The sequence below is a fragment of the Dickeya oryzae genome, from assembly GCF_009372235.1.
GTDB classification, from domain to species: domain Bacteria; phylum Pseudomonadota; class Gammaproteobacteria; order Enterobacterales; family Enterobacteriaceae; genus Dickeya; species Dickeya oryzae.
The window spans coordinates 428,119-443,333 of the sequence record NZ_ML762920.1 but is presented as its reverse complement, the minus strand read 5'-3'; the positions used below and the strand labels follow the sequence as shown (position 1 = coordinate 443,333).

At 55.3% G+C, this 15,215-nt stretch carries 9 protein-coding genes; 6 read left to right on the top strand and 3 right to left on the bottom strand.

Features of this window, described 5'->3' with window-relative positions; translation table 11 throughout:
• Positions 1–229: 229 nt before the first annotated feature.
• From FAZ14_RS01900 to FAZ14_RS01890, 3 genes are all read left to right on the top strand, one after another.
• A complete protein-coding gene (locus FAZ14_RS01900; protein ID WP_016940826.1) occupies positions 230–1,528 on the top strand; it encodes an MFS transporter in 1,299 nt (432 codons plus the stop codon).
• A 62-nt stretch (positions 1,529–1,590) separates the two neighbouring features.
• Complete coding sequence (locus FAZ14_RS01895; RefSeq protein ID WP_016940825.1) at positions 1,591–3,969, top strand: glycoside hydrolase family 31 protein; 2,379 nt, start codon at positions 1,591–1,593, stop codon at positions 3,967–3,969.
• Between the two features lie 243 nt (positions 3,970–4,212).
• Positions 4,213–5,028 (top strand): arylamine N-acetyltransferase family protein, encoded by an 816-nt coding sequence (locus FAZ14_RS01890; protein WP_153507965.1) that lies wholly within the window; start codon positions 4,213–4,215, stop codon positions 5,026–5,028.
• A gap of 41 nt (positions 5,029–5,069) precedes the next feature.
• On the opposite strand, the gene yegD is transcribed toward FAZ14_RS01890, so the two are convergent.
• The 3 genes from yegD to mfd form a co-directional block, all read right to left on the bottom strand.
• Complete coding sequence (gene yegD / locus FAZ14_RS01885) at positions 5,070–6,419, bottom strand: molecular chaperone (RefSeq protein WP_153508156.1); 1,350 nt, start codon at positions 6,417–6,419, stop codon at positions 5,070–5,072.
• A 93-nt stretch (positions 6,420–6,512) separates the two neighbouring features.
• Positions 6,513–8,045 carry an EAL domain-containing protein gene (locus FAZ14_RS01880; RefSeq protein ID WP_153507964.1) on the bottom strand — a complete coding sequence of 511 codons (1,533 nt, stop codon included), beginning with the start codon at positions 8,043–8,045 and terminating at the stop codon, positions 6,513–6,515.
• Between the two features lie 375 nt (positions 8,046–8,420).
• Positions 8,421–11,873, bottom strand: coding sequence for a transcription-repair coupling factor (gene mfd, locus FAZ14_RS01875; RefSeq protein WP_194287056.1), 3,453 nt, complete (start codon positions 11,871–11,873; stop codon positions 8,421–8,423).
• Between the two features lie 128 nt (positions 11,874–12,001).
• Here mfd and lolC point away from each other — a divergent pair, with 128 nt between their 5' ends.
• The 3 genes from lolC to lolE are packed head-to-tail and all read left to right on the top strand — an operon-like array spanning position 12,002 to position 15,151.
• On the top strand, positions 12,002–13,207 hold the full coding sequence (lolC, locus tag FAZ14_RS01870; protein WP_016940820.1) for a lipoprotein-releasing ABC transporter permease subunit LolC: 1,206 nt from the start codon (positions 12,002–12,004) through the stop codon (positions 13,205–13,207).
• Positions 13,200–13,907 (top strand): lipoprotein-releasing ABC transporter ATP-binding protein LolD, encoded by a 708-nt coding sequence (lolD, locus tag FAZ14_RS01865; protein ID WP_016940819.1) that lies wholly within the window; start codon positions 13,200–13,202, stop codon positions 13,905–13,907. The genes lolC and lolD overlap by 8 nt, the downstream gene beginning before the upstream one ends.
• Positions 13,904–15,151, top strand: a complete 1,248-nt coding sequence (lolE, locus tag FAZ14_RS01860; protein ID WP_016940818.1) for a lipoprotein-releasing ABC transporter permease subunit LolE — start codon at positions 13,904–13,906, stop codon at positions 15,149–15,151. Before lolD ends, lolE begins: the two co-directional genes overlap by 4 nt.
• The last annotated feature ends 64 nt before the right edge of the window (positions 15,152–15,215 follow it).

Genomic DNA, 15,215 nt, shown 5'->3' with positions numbered 1-15,215 from the left:
AATGACCAAAAATAGCAGGTAATGACGCTATCATGAAAATAGTTGCAAAAAAGTGAGTATCTCCCGCTTTTTTATTTCCTTACGCTGAATATGTCGCGATTCTTCCGGTTATCTTCCACTGGAAGAATGGGTTTAAAAGACATAAAACTTTATAAAAATCTGAATATTAGAACATCAGGATGGTGTGTGCCGACAGGTATTCACCGAAATCCGCTGTAAGGAGATCACCATGAGTCTCGACGTTAATTCCTCTCCCGCTGTGAATGAAAAACGAAAATTCAAACAATTACGCTGGTGGGTTCTGGCGTTATTTCTGTTTGGCGTCACCGTCAATTACATCACCCGTAATTCACTGGGTATTTTGGCACCTGAATTAAAAACCGTTTTAAACATTACTACCGAGCAATACTCCTGGATTGTTGGTGCGTTCCAATTGGCTTACACCCTATTCCAACCGTTGTGTGGATGGCTTATCGACGTCATCGGCTTAAAGATGGGCTTCATGATTTGCGCGGTTATCTGGGCGCTGATGTGTCTGTTGCATGCCGGAGCTGGCAGTTGGATTCAACTCGCAGTCTTGCGTTTCATGATGGGGGGCGCTGAAGCCGCCGCTACACCTGCCAACGCGAAAACAATTGGCGAGTGGTTCCCTCGTCAGGAGCGCCCTGTGGCTGCCGGTTGGGCAGGCGTTGGGTTTTCCATTGGTGCGATGCTGGCTCCGCCGATCATCGTGATTGCCCACTCGCTGTTGGGCTGGCAGGGGGCATTCATTTTTGCCGGGGTGCTGGCCATGCTTTGGGTGGTGTTGTGGTGGCTGTTTTACCATGATCCGGAAAAACACCCGAACCTGAGTAAAGCCGAGCTGGCATTTATCCGTCAGGACAACGAACCGGCACCGGTGAAACAACCGTTTTTCACCGCCATGAAAACGGTGCTGAAAAACCGCCGTTTCTACGGTATCGCCATTCCGGCGTTTATGGCTGAACCGGCCTGGGCGGTGCTGAGCTTCTGGGTGCCGCTGTATCTGGCGAAAGAGCGCGGTATGGATTTGAAACAGATCGCCATGTTCGCCTGGCTGCCGTTTCTGGCCGCTGACTTTGGCAGTATCGCCAGTGGTTATCTGACCAAGCTCTACACGCGCTGGTTTGGTTGTTCACGGATTAATTCCGTGGTGGGCAGTTCGGTGACCGGCGCATTCCTGATGCTGTCGCTCGCACTGGTCAGCGTGACCCAAAACCCTTATCTGGCCATCATTTTGATCTCCATCGGCGGGTTTGGTCACCAGATCATTTCCTGCATGCTGAGCGCTGTGGTGGTGGATTCGTTCGATAAAGGCCAAATGGCGACCGTTAACGGTATGCGCGGTGCCAGTGCCTGGATTGCCAGTTTCCTGTTTTCGTTGTTGATTGGTGTGACCGCCGACAAGATTGGCTTTAATCCACTGTTTGTGGCGATGGGCTTTTTTGATTTGTTTGGCGCACTGTTTTTGGTGGCGTTCATTGCCGAGCGTCGTCAGCGCGCACATTGATAACGTTTCAATATTGATAACGTTTCAGTATTGACAGAATTTCCGAATAGACGAGTGATGTTATGAAGACATTGAAACACTGGGTATTGCACCATCAGGCCGAGGATCGGGTCGAGTTGCTGGTGGACGGCGCACATCGCTTTATGTTGTATGTGCTGGCGCCGGGGTTAATGCGGGTATTGATTAAGCAGGATGATGAACTGCGATTGAACCGTACCTGGAGTATCGCGCCGCAGCAGGATGATGTTCCGTGGCAGGGGCGGGTGCGCGAGAGCAGCGACGGCTTTGCCTTACCGGGGTATAGCTTATCCTGGCAAGGTGATGCGTTGCAGATAAGCACCGCGCAACTGCGGGTGACGGTACACCAGCCGCTGTGGTTGTCATGGGAATACTGTGATGCGCAGGGGAACTGGCAGCCGCTGGCCTCTGACCGGCCAACCGGCGCTTATCTGCTTAACCGTCACGGTGATGGTGTGGCGCACTACCAGCGCCGTACACCACAGGAACGTTGCTACGGGCTGGGCGAAAAAGCCGGGGATCTCAACCGCGCCGGTCGTCGCTTTGAATTCCGTAATCTGGATGCGATGGGCTATAACGCGCAAAGCACCGATCCGCTGTATAAGCACCTGCCGTTCACCATTGTGAACCAGCCCGGTGTCAGCTATGGCGTGTTTTATGACAACCTCAGTTCCACCTGGTTGGATCTGGGTAACGAGCTTGATAACTACCATCTGGCTTACCGTCGCTATCAGGCTGAGGCCGGGGATTTGGATTACTATTTCCTGCTCGGCCCGGCGATCCTGGATGTGACCAAAGCCTTTGTCCGGCTTACCGGTAAAACCTACTTTGGCCCTAAATGGAGCCTCGGCTACAGTGGGTCTACCATGCATTACACCGATGCACCCGATGCTCAGCAACAGCTGTTGTCGTTCATTGAATTGTGCCGCCAGCATGCTATCCCGTGTGATTCTTTCCAGCTTTCGTCTGGGTATACCTCGATCGGCAATAAGCGCTACGTGTTTAACTGGAACTACGACAAGGTGCCGCAGCCGGAGCAGATGAGCCAGGCGTTTCATGATGCGGGGCTGCATCTGGCCGCCAACATCAAGCCTTGCCTGTTGCAGGATCATCCCCGTTATCAGGAAGTGGCCGCGAAAGGGTTGTTTGTGCGTGATTCAGAATCGGATAACCCGGAGCGCTCCAGTTTCTGGGACGATGAAGGCTCCCATCTGGATTTCACCAACCCTGATACCGTTGCCTGGTGGCAGGAAAACGTCACCCGGCAACTGCTGGAAAAAGGGATTGATTCAACCTGGAACGACAACAACGAATTCGAAGTCTGGGATGGCGAGGCGCGCTGTCATGGCTTTGGGCAGCCGATTGCCATCAAGCATATTCGTCCATTGATGCCGTTGCTGATGATGCGTGCGTCTATGGAGGCGCAGCAGCGCTTCGCGCCTGAGCTACGTCCTTACCTGATTTCACGCTCCGGCAGCGCCGGTATGCAGCGTTACGTGCAGACCTGGAGCGGTGACAACCGCACCAACTGGCAGACACTGCGTTATAACACCCGCATGGGCGTCGGCATGAGCCTGTCTGGCCTGTATAACGTCGGGCATGATGTGGGCGGCTTTGCCGGTAATAAGCCAGACGCCGAACTGTTTGTACGCTGGGTACAAAACGGGGTGATGCATCCGCGCTTTACCATTCACTCATGGAATGATGACGCCACGGTTAACGAACCCTGGATGTACCCGGCGGTCACGCCGATTATCCGTGATGCCATTCAGTTGCGTTATCGACTGTTGCCGTACCTGTATACCTTGTTCTGGCAGGCCCATACGGATGACGAGCCGATGCTTCGCCCGATGTTTCTGGATCATGAGCATGATCCGCGCACCTTTGAGGAAAGCGACGATTTCATGCTCGGTAAAGATCTACTGGTTGCCAGCGTCGTGGAACCGGGGCAACGTCAGCGTCAGGTCTACTTGCCGGATAATCACGAGGGCTGGTACGACTTTTATCGCGGTGACTGGTTCAGCGCGGGACAAACGGTGACGCTGGATGCGCCGCTGGAACGTTTACCCCTGCTGGTCCGGGCCGGTGCCATGATACCGATGTCGGCGCGTACCGATTTTGTCTGCCCGGATAGCGACGACCAGCGCACCATGCTGCTTTTCCCGCTGATGGGGAATGGCACACGTCAGGGCCTGTTGTTTGAAGATGACGGGGAAACCCACCGCTGGCGTGATGGACAGGCGTTGTGGCTGCGTTGGGAGCTGAGTTGCAGTGCCGGACGTATTGACGTGACCTTCCACACGGAAGGGGCGTTTGTACCGGCGTGGCGTCAGTTGACCGTGCAGTTGCCGCCAGACGAGCAACGCGCGCTGTACATTAATGGCGAACGCACCACGCAGTACACACTGCCTTCCCAGCGCTAACCGCAGCGTGGGGTAGCCCCTGCCGACAGCCGCCTCTGTCGGCAGGGAGTCGTGACCGTTATCGCTTTATTGTCAGTCGAATAGTCAGTCCCGTTTATCAATAGACAGCGAAGGGGTATTATCGATAGCACATTGCCAATGATGTCTACAGCGTATACCCCACATCATTCAGGTTGCAGGACGATACACCAGCAACCTGAAGCAGGAAGGGAATAGGCTTTTATTCAGGCACCGGGAAGACATATGCTGAATAATTCGGAAGTTCAACGCTATCTGCAGCGCATTGGCGTCAGCGCCCTGCCTGCAGAACCGGCTTTACAACTGCGCACCCTTCATCTTGCTCACCTCACGCATGTTCCATTTGAAAATCTGGATGTGGTGTTCGGAAAACCGATACACCTGAATCCGTCTGCTATCTATCGAAAAATCGTTGATGACCGGCGTGGCGGGTTTTGCTATGAGCTTAATTACGGATTTTATTTGCTGCTGCAGGCGTTAGGGTTTGAGGTACACCTGTTGGCTGGTCAGGTGTGGAACGATGACGGTCACTATGGGCAGCCCTTCGATCATCTGTTTTTACACGTGACGCTGCCGCAAGCGTCCGTCATTGCTGATATCAGCTTTGGGGATTCATTCTGTGTGCCGGTGCCACTGTCGGGTGAGGTGTCGAGTGAAGCGTTTGCCCATTATCAGGTCGTGGCGGTGGAGGGCGGCTATCAGTTGCAGCAGCGGATGGGTGATAACGACTGGAAACCGCAATACAAGTTTACGCTGCATCCTTACCAACTAGCGGACTATGCCGGGATGGCGCACTACCATCAAACCTCGCCATTATCGCCATTTACCACCAAGGCACTTTGCACCCGCGTAACGGCACAAGGGCGATTAACCCTGTCGAATAACCGCTTGATAGTCACCCGGCACGGCCAGAAGAGCGAGCGTGTTATCGGTAGCCATCGTGATTATCTGGCGTGCCTGCAACAACAGTTCGGTATTGTGCTGACGGACGATTACGACAGCCAGCACTGGTTTGAGCGCCTTAGCGCCGCGGTGACCTGAGTCGCCAGCGGCAGTGTAAGGTTTTACTTTACCTGGCGGAACTAGCGAAACAGCGTCTGTGCCCAGCGGGCCAGACCGGCGGTGACAGAGCCAAAGTCATCGCCGCTTTCGATCGGGACATCGGGCAGGCAGTGGCTGATGGCAGTGCGTAGTAATGGCGAACGGGCGCTACCGCCAGTCAGGTAAATGACGTCCGGCTGCGTCTGGCTGCTTTCCTGCGCCTGAATAAGCTGGCGCTTAATGTGCTCCAGCGGCTGTGCTATCGCCTCTTCCAGCTGGCTTACGCTGACGTCGGTTGCCAGTTCGGGTGAGATAAACGGCAGACAGGCCTGCGAGATGTCTGCCTGCGACAAGGCAATTTTCTGTTCTTCTGCCAGCCGAACCAGCCGATAGCTGAGTCGCTGACGCCATACGGTCAGCAGGCGCGCTACCTGATCAGGTTCGCGGGCATCATGAATCAAATCACGCAGCAGCTTGCCACTGGCGTTACTGTAGAATTCGGCCTGTGCCGGTACGTCGTTGATAGCCACTGCATTCCACCACGGCAAGACCGGCAGGGCGGTGCCTTTTTCGGTGCTGCCGTTCATGCCCAGCAACGGGCAGAACTGCCTGAATGCCAGCATAATGTCCAGATCGTTACCCCCGACCCGGCAACCGCTGTGGCCGAGCAGGCTTTCGGCACGCTCCCGGCGATGACGCCACGTAGGCCCCATCAGTAGCATCGAACAGTCGGTGGTACCGCCGCCAATGTCGACCACCAGTACCCGTTTTTCCTGTTGCAGGGTCGCTTCAAAATCAAGACCAGCCGCCACCGGCTCAAACTGAAACGCCACCTGCCGGAACCCGGCGCGCCCGGCGGCACGCTCCAGAATACCCTGAGCCTGGCGGTTGGACTCTTCGCCCCCCATCCCCTGAAAGTTGATGGGCCGCCCGATGACCGCCTGTTCAATCGGCTGGTCAAGCTGTTGCTCGGCCTGACGACGAATATGCAGCATCATGGCGCAGACCAGATCTTCGAACAGCGCTATCTGCTGTGGTTTTAATCCGGTTGCGCCGAGAAACGACTTGGGTGATTTAACAAACCAGGTGTCTTGCGGGTCATCCATGTAGTGCGCCAGTGCGTCCAGCCCGAATCTGACGCTATCGGGTTGGACACGAATATCCTCTTCGCGATTGTGGCTGATGGCGCGTTGCAGTTGCCGGGCGTTTTCTCCCTCGGCTGCGACCTGATGATGTCGCCACAGCCACTCACTCACCGCTTCGCGACTGGGCGCGCACAACATAGATTGTAAATAAGGCGCTTGTTGCTCCAGTTGCAACAACCGTGGTGTTTCGTGTTCCATGACAGCCAGCGAACAGTTGGCTGTTCCGTAGTCAAAGCCGACAAACATGATTGTCATCCCCATGCCAGTAGAGAAGGGGCGGGAATTTACCGCTTGCTCCGGGGCTTGTAAAGAGACGCGGAGGATAAAAATCGTGTGTTGTCAGGGATTCTGCTCGCCATCGACGCTCTGTGTTTGAGTCAGCCAGGTACGTGCCAGTTCATCAAACGGCAAGGGTCTGGAGAAGAAATACCCCTGCATGAAGTTGATCTGCTTACGGGATAAGAATTCGGCCTGATATTCGGTTTCCACCCCTTCGGCGATCGTCATCAGTTTCATTTGCTGCGCCAGGTCGATAACACAGTTCACCAGCGTGCTGGATTGCGGATCGTTTTCGTCGATCATGCTGACAAACGACTGGTCGATTTTGATGACGTTGACGTGCAATTTTCTGAGATAGTCAAAATTCGAATAACCGGTACCGAAATCATCCAGTGCGATCAAGACACCGGCATCACTGAGTTTTTTGAAGAATGCGATGGTGTCCGGTGTAATGTCGACTTTTTCCCGTTCAGTAATTTCAATCATCAAATGCACGTTTTTATCGCCGAAAGCGGTGATGAAATTCTTGCAGTCAGTAATAAAATCGTCGGACTGGCAGTGCTGAGCGCTGATGTTGATCGCAATGTGTAAATTGTCTGGCAGCGAGTCCAGGTACGGCGTCAAATCGCGCACCACGCTACTCATGAGTGTCCGCGTCAGTGGGATAATCAGCCCACTTTGTTCGCACAGCGGAATGAAAACATCGGGGGAAATAAACCCGCTTTTCGGATGGTGCCAGCGCGCCAGCACTTCCACACCGTAGATTTCCCGTGATTCATTCGCGATAACCGGTTGGTAATAAGGCAACACTTCCTGATTTTCGATGGCGCGTCGAATACCGTCATAAGGCGAGTTAAAGCGTGTCGAATATTTATAGGCCAGCACACCGGAACCCAGCGCAATAAAAAACACCACCAGAAAAGTCATTTTTTCCTGATTCCAGAAATCGGCAATAGAATATTTATCGTTACTTGGAAACAGAATAGCGAAATGATAGTGGCTGGAGGGGGTAATAACAAAATTATGTAGAGCGTCTGGGGTAAGTGTTGATACTTTATTCTCGCGGGATATCCAGGTATTGCCGACGGATAAATAAAGGTCTCGTCGTTTACTCAGCAAATCGAGCACACTCGTCAGGTGTTGACCGTGAATGGCTACCCCCACACTGCCGGATGGGGTGTTACCGAGGTACATAATCAGGGTTCTGTCCGGTGTGACGGAGTTACCGGCCAGCAGTGCCAATTCCCGCATATGGAAACGCTCCAGTGCGGCGGGGCGGTTATCCACGCCATACAAGGATGAGCAGTACACCACGTCGTTTTTGATCAAGCTGACCGTGCGCAGGTGGCTGCCAAGGGCTGCCGTCATATTCAATTGCCGGATGACGTCAGGCGTGCAAGGGTAGGCCAGTAGCGGTTTGCTTTCCTCTACCGCGTCTTTAGCTTCATTGAGAATGTCTTCAATATTCCTGACCGCTCGTTGCGCATTGTCATACGCGCCCTGACGGTTAGTACGGTAGTCCTGATAATAAATTACCCATAAGCCCACGGCGAACATCGCTAAAAAAGTCAGAAAAGCGATTAGTTTATTCATTGGTTGTGGCCCTTGATCCGACCTTATCGTTGTTCTATATCCATCATCGTTACTATTGCAGGGATAACCCGTTCATCCGTGGACTTGCCCTGATGGGCCAACGCGGTGTACGCAAAAGGTAATACACGTTGTCCTGCAACCTGAATATTCTGGATATATATCGGCGATTATTCCTTTGATTTTAGTCGGGCCACAACAATTAGTTCAGAAAAGTCATCAATTCATTTATACCCGCGATACTTCACGTTGCTGGTGCGCTGGCTTTTTTACCCAGCCTATCAATGGGCCTCGCCCTACGGGGCAACGCATTGCGCGGTTCAACACGCAATGCGTTTTGTGCTGCAACCCGAATGATTTAGGTTTATAGCAACATCATCAGGCAGCGCACGTATGCTGCGCCATCTCCTCCAGCAGTTGAGTGATAAACGTCAGTCGTTTCGGGTATCCGCCCAGATCGTTAATGAATTTCAACCGGGTCGGGCCATCCAGTCGATACACTTTCGGGTCACGTTGTAACAGGCCGATAAGATGCGTCGGGTCGACGCGATTGTGCTGGCTGAATTCGATGAACCCGCCTTTGTCATTGCCTTCTATGCGTTTGATGCCGAGCGCCTGCGCCTGCTGGCGCAATGCCGCGACCTGTAGCAAGTGGCGGGCGGCGTCCGGCAAGGTGCCGAAACGGTCGATCAGTTCCGCTTTCAGGTCATCCAGTTCGTTATCGTTTTTGGCGCTGGCGATGCGTTTATAGAACGACAAACGGGTATTGACGTCAGGAATGAAGTCGTCTGGTAACAGTGCAGGCAGGCGCAATTCTACGTCGGTCTGACTGCTGAGCAGGTCGTCGAGCGACGGTTCTCGCCCCGCTTTGAGTGATTCTACTGCGCTTTCCAGTAACTCCATGTACAGCGAGAAACCAACGCTTTCCATCTGGCCGCTCTGGTCTTCACCCAGCAATTCCCCTGCACCGCGGATTTCCAGGTCGTGGGTGGCAAGGGCAAAACCGGCCCCCAAATCTTCCAGCGACGCGATAGCCTCCAGCCGCTTGTGGGCATCACTGCTCATCGCTTTAGGATTGGGAGTCAGCAGGTAAGCGTAAGCCTGATGGTGTGAACGACCAACGCGGCCACGTAACTGATGCAACTGTGCCAGGCCGAAATGGTCAGCACGCTCAATGATGATGGTATTGGCACTGGGGATGTCGATCCCGGTTTCAATGATGGTGGTACACACCAGCACATTGAAACGCTGATGATGGAAATCGTTCATCACCCGCTCCAGGTCGCGTTCGCGCATCTGCCCATGACCGATGGCGATACGCGCTTCCGGCACCAGTTCGCTGAGCCGCTGGGCGGCTTTTTCGATGTTTTCCACGTCGTTGTAGAGGTAATACACCTGCCCGCCGCGCAGAATTTCACGCAGCATCGCCTCGCGCACCACCAGATTGTCGTACTCACGCACAAAGGTTTTCACCGCCAGACGACGAGCGGGCGGTGTGGCGATGATCGACAAATCACGGATGCCGCTCATTGCCATATTCAGGGTGCGCGGAATCGGCGTGGCGGTGAGGGTCAGGATATCCACATTGGCGCGCATCGCTTTAATGCGCTCTTTGTGGCGCACGCCGAAGCGGTGTTCTTCATCGACGATCAATAACCCCAAATCCCGCCAGCGGACATCGCTTTGCAGTAATTTGTGGGTACCGATCAGGATATCCACTTTACCTTCCTGGGTTTGTTCCAGTACCTGTGTCTGTTCTTTCTGGCTGCGAAAGCGCGACAGCATTTCAATGCGCACCGGCCAGTTGGCGAAACGGTCTCGGAAATTGTCGAAGTGCTGCTGCGCCAGCAAGGTAGTCGGCACCAGTACCGCCACCTGCTTATGGTTTTCCACTGCCAGGAACGCGGCGCGCATCGCCACTTCGGTTTTGCCGAAGCCGACATCACCGCACACCAGTCGGTCCATCGCCAGCGGGCGGCACATGTCACTCAGCACGGCGTTGATGGCCTGCGCCTGATCCGGGGTGGTATCAAACGGAAAGCCCTGACAGAACAATTGGTACTGTTCGCGATCGTGTTTGAACGCGAAGCCGGTGTGCGCCGCGCGCTGGGCATACACATCCAGCAGTTCGGCGGCCACATCGCGCACTTTCTCTGCCGCTTTCTGCCGCGCTCGTGTCCAGGCGTCCCCGCCCAGTTTGTGCAGTGGCGCGCTTTCTTCCGCGCCACCGGCGTAGCGGCTGATCAGGTGCAACGAGGAGACCGGCACGTACAGCTTGTCTTCACCGGCGTAGTGCAGAATCAGGTATTCCGCCTTGATGCCGCCTGCTTCCAGCGTGGTCAGCCCGGCGTAACGGCCAACGCCGTGCTCAAGGTGCACCACCGGTTGACCTGGGCGCAGTTCCGCCAGATTGCGAATCAACGTATCGGTATTGATGGTACGGCGGCTGTCCTGACGCCGACGACTGACGCGCTCACCCAGCAGGTCGCTTTCGCAGATCAGCGCGCGCTGGCGCAGAGTGTCAATAAAGCCGTGTTCGCTGGCTCCTATCATCAGGTAACACCCTGGGGATGCCAGCTGTTCAAGACGTTTTACCGGCGTTGGCGATAACTTGATGCGAGACAGTAACTCTTGCAAGGTTTCCCGGCGGCCTTCGCTCTCCACCGAAAACACCACCTGCCCGTTAAACTGCTCCACGAAACGGCGTAGCGCATCCAACGGCGATTTATTCTGATGCTGAACTGCCAGGTCCGGCAGCGGCTGGTAGCCCAGATTCAGGTTGGCGGCTTTGTCCGGCAGCGTATCGCCGCGAAGCTGTACGCGTGGAAACTGCTTGAGCTCGGCGAACAGCGCATCAACCGGTAGCCACAGTGCATCCGGCGATAACAGTGGGCGCATCGGGTCGACGCGGCGGCTGTCATGACGTTGCTGAACATCCTGCCAGAAACGCTCGGCACCTTGCTGGATATCGCCGGTATTGACCAGCAGCGTACCCTCTGGCAGATAACTGAACAGCGCGGGCAGCGGCTGGTCGAAAAACAGCGGTTGCCAGTATTCGATCCCGGCGAGCAGGGTACCTTTACTCACCTGCTGATAGATGTGCTCGGCGTCGCGCCTGACCTCAAACTGCTCGCGCCACTGGCTGCGAAATAGCTCAATGGCGTTTTTGTCCGTAGGGAATTCCCGCGCTGGCAACAAATGAATCTGCTCGACTTCATTCAGGGTTCGTTGGGTATCGGCGTCGAACAGTCGCAGGCTGTCTATCTCGTCATCAAAGAAATCAATACGAAACGGCTCTTCGCTCCCCATCGGGAACAGGTCAAGCAACGCGCCACGGGTAGCGAATTCGCCATGCTCCATCACCTGATCGACGCTACGATAACCGGCCTGTTCCAACTGGCTGCGCAGCCGGTCACGAGACAGGCGCTGGCCTTTTTTCAGCATCAACGCATGGCCGTGCAGGAACGCGTGCGGACACACTTTCTGCATCAGGGTATTGACCGGCAAGATCAACACGCCGCGTGTCAGCGAGGGAAGCTGGTAAAGCGTAGATAGACGGGCGGAGACAATTTCCTGGTGGGGCGAGAAGCTGTCGTAGGGCAGGGTTTCCCAATCCGGCAGCGTCATGACCGGGTGGCCGGTAAATTGCTGAATTTCGTCGCGCAAGCGCAGAGCATTTTGCATGTCGGGCGTAATCAGCACCACCAGTCCGGTGTGGCGTTCAACGATTTCTGCACATTCGACGGCGCAGGCGGCACCGGTAAGCTGACCCAGCAGGCGTTGTTCGCCCGCTTTGCCAGGCAAGGTATAGCGATATTGTTCAGGCATCATCCGATTATCAGGTCTCGATATCCACTAAGAAAAAGTCGGGAAGAGAGAGGCTTAGGGTTCCATAAAGCGGTACTACCCTTTATTATCCTTGTTCACTTTGCTTTAGCAACCTCATCCAGACGGATTTCATGCATCAACCTGTCGCACTTTTTATCGGCCTGCGCTATATGCGAGGGCGGGCCGCGGACCGCTTTGGGCGGTTTGTTTCCTGGTTGTCCGCCATTGGCATTACCCTCGGAGTGATGGCGCTGGTCACCGTCTTGTCGGTGATGAACGGCTTTGAGCGGGAACTGGAAAACAGCATTCTGGGGCTGATGCCTCAGGCACTCGTCACGACGCCGCAAGGCTCCCTGAATCCTCAGACATTGTCTGCTGCGTCGCTCTCTGGTCTGACGGGCGTCAGGCGTATTGCTCCGCTGACGACCGGCGATGTGGTGCTGCAAAGCGCTCGCAGCGTGGCGGTAGGGGTGATGCTGGGTGTCAACCCGGATGAACAAGAGCCGTTGGCGAACTACCTGACGCATGGCGCGTCATTACAGCAATTGCAGCCAGGGCAATATCAGGCGATTCTCGGTGAACAACTGGCCAACCAGCTTGGCGTTAAACCCGGCGATCAACTGCGCCTGATGGTCACCAGCGCCAGTCAGTTGACGCCGATGGGGCGGGTGCCCAGTCAGCGTTTGTTTACCGTGGTCGGCACGTTTTATGCCCACAGCGAAGTGGATGGCTACCAACTGTTGGTGAACCAGCAGGATGCGTCGCGTCTGATGCACTATCCCCTTGGCAACATCACCGGCTGGCGGTTGTGGCTTGATCAACCTCTGGCGGTGGATACGCTGAGTCAGCAGACATTGCCGTCAGGAACGGTATGGAAAGACTGGCGCGAGCGCAAAGGGGAGTTGTTCCAGGCGGTCAGGATGGAGAAAAACATGATGGGGCTGTTGTTGAGCCTGATCGTGGCTGTCGCGGCGTTCAATATCATTACCTCACTGGGTTTGCTGGTGATGGAGAAACAGGGCGAGGTCGCCATTTTGCAAACGCAGGGGCTGACCCGGCGGCAAATCATGGCGGTCTTTATGGTTCAGGGCGGCGGCGCGGGTGTGGTGGGCGCGCTGGTCGGGGCGATACTGGGTATGGTGCTGGCCAGCCAGTTAAATACGCTGATACCGATGCTGGGGCTGTTGATTGACGGTGGTTCGCTACCGGTACAAATCCAGCCGTTGCAGGTGATCGCCATTGCGCTGGTCGCTATGCTGCTGGCGTTGCTTTCCACGCTTTATCCTTCCTGGCGCGCGGCCGCCACCCATCCCGCAGAGGCTTTACGTTATGAGTAATTCACCTTTATTGCAGTGCCGTCAGCTGTGTAAACGCTATCAGGAAGGCAACCTGTCGACTGATGTGCTGCGCGATGTGTCATTCGAGATGCAGAATGGCGAGATGATGGCGATTGTCGGTAGCTCCGGATCCGGTAAAAGTACCTTGTTGCATTTGCTGGGCGGGCTGGACGCGCCGACCTCCGGTGAGGTGGTGTTCAAGGGTAACACGTTGAATCAACTGTCAGCGGCGGCGAAAGCCGCGCTGCGTAACCGCGAACTGGGTTTTATCTATCAGTTTCATCATCTGCTGCCGGATTTCACCGCGCTGGAAAATGTGGCGATGCCGCTGCTTATCGGCAAGGTGGCCCCCAAAGAGGCCAAAGAACGCGCGCAAACCATGTTGGCGGCAGTCGGTCTGGCACAGCGCAGTCAGCACCGCTCTTCTGAATTGTCCGGTGGTGAGCGCCAGCGTGTGGCGATTGCCCGCGCGCTGGTGAATAACCCGTCACTGGTACTGGCGGACGAACCGACCGGTAACCTTGATCAGCGTACTACCGATGCCATTTTTGAGTTACTGGGTGAGTTGAACGTACGTCAGGGGACGGCGTTTCTGGTGGTCACCCACGACCTGAGTCTGGCCCGCCGTCTCGGCCGACAACTGGAAATGCGTGATGGACAGTTGCAGCAGGAGTTAACCCTGATGGGGGCGTCGCAATGACCTTTCCTCCGCTTTCGCTGCTGGTTGGGTTGCGTTTTAGCCGCGGGCGTCGTCGCAGCGGTATGGTATCGCTGATTTCGGTGATTTCCACCCTTGGCATCGCGCTGGGTGTCGCAGTATTGATAGTCGGGCTGAGTGCCATGAACGGTTTCGAGCGTGAACTCAACAACCGTATTCTGGCCGTTGTACCGCACGGCGAGATCGAAGCCGGTGAGCAGCCGTTTCGCCACTGGCAACCGTTGTTGCCGAAAATTGAACAGGTGCCCGGCGTTGCCGCTGCCGCACCTTACGTCAGTTTTACCGGCCTGTTGGAAAACGGTGCCAGCCTAAAGGCGATTCAGTTCAAAGGCGTGGACCCGCAACAGGAACTGAAGCTCAGTGCGTTACCCACCTTCGTGCAGGATAACGCCTGGTCGCGTTTTCATGCCGGGGCGCAACAGGTGATTATCGGTAAAGGCGTGGCGGATACGCTGGGTGTGAAAAGTGGCGATTGGGTCACGGTCATGATCCCCAATAGCGACCCGCAGATGAAGCTGTTGCAACCCAAGCGCATTCGCCTTCAGGTTGCCGGTATCCTGCAGTTGAGCGGTCAGTTGGATCATAGTCTGGCATTGGTGCCGCTGGCGGATGCCCAGCAGTATCTGGAGCTGGGCGATGGCGTGACCGGCATCGCCATCAAAGTGCAGGATGTATTCGCCGCACAGAAGGTGGTGCATGACGCCGGAGAGGCCACCAATCTCTTTGTGTATATCCGCAGTTGGATCGGCACTTACGGGTACATGTACCGCGATATTCAAATGATCCGTACCATTATGTATCTGGCGATGGTATTAGTGATTGGGGTGGCCTGTTTCAACATCGTTTCCACGCTGGTGATGGCGGTGAAGGACAAAAGCAGCGATATCGCGGTATTGCGCACGCTGGGCGCGGGCGATGGTCTTATCCGCGCGATTTTTGTCTGGTACGGGCTATTGGCCGGGTTGCTCGGCAGCATCGTCGGTACCGTGGTCGGGATTGTGGTCACGCTGCAACTGACGCCGATTATCCGTGGGCTTGAAACGCTTACCGGTCATCATTTCTTGTCCGGTGATATCTATTTCATCGATTTCCTGCCGTCCGAGCTGCACATGCTGGACGTGGTTATCGTATTGGGTACCTCGCTGGTGTTGAGTCTGATAGCCAGCTGGTATCCGGCCCGGCGCGCCAGCCGTATCGATCCGGCGCGGATATTGAGCGGTCAGTAATCTGAAACGCCATTGCCTTCGGTAATGGCGTTGTTTTTTGTCCGATGTGCGACGTGAAGGGAGC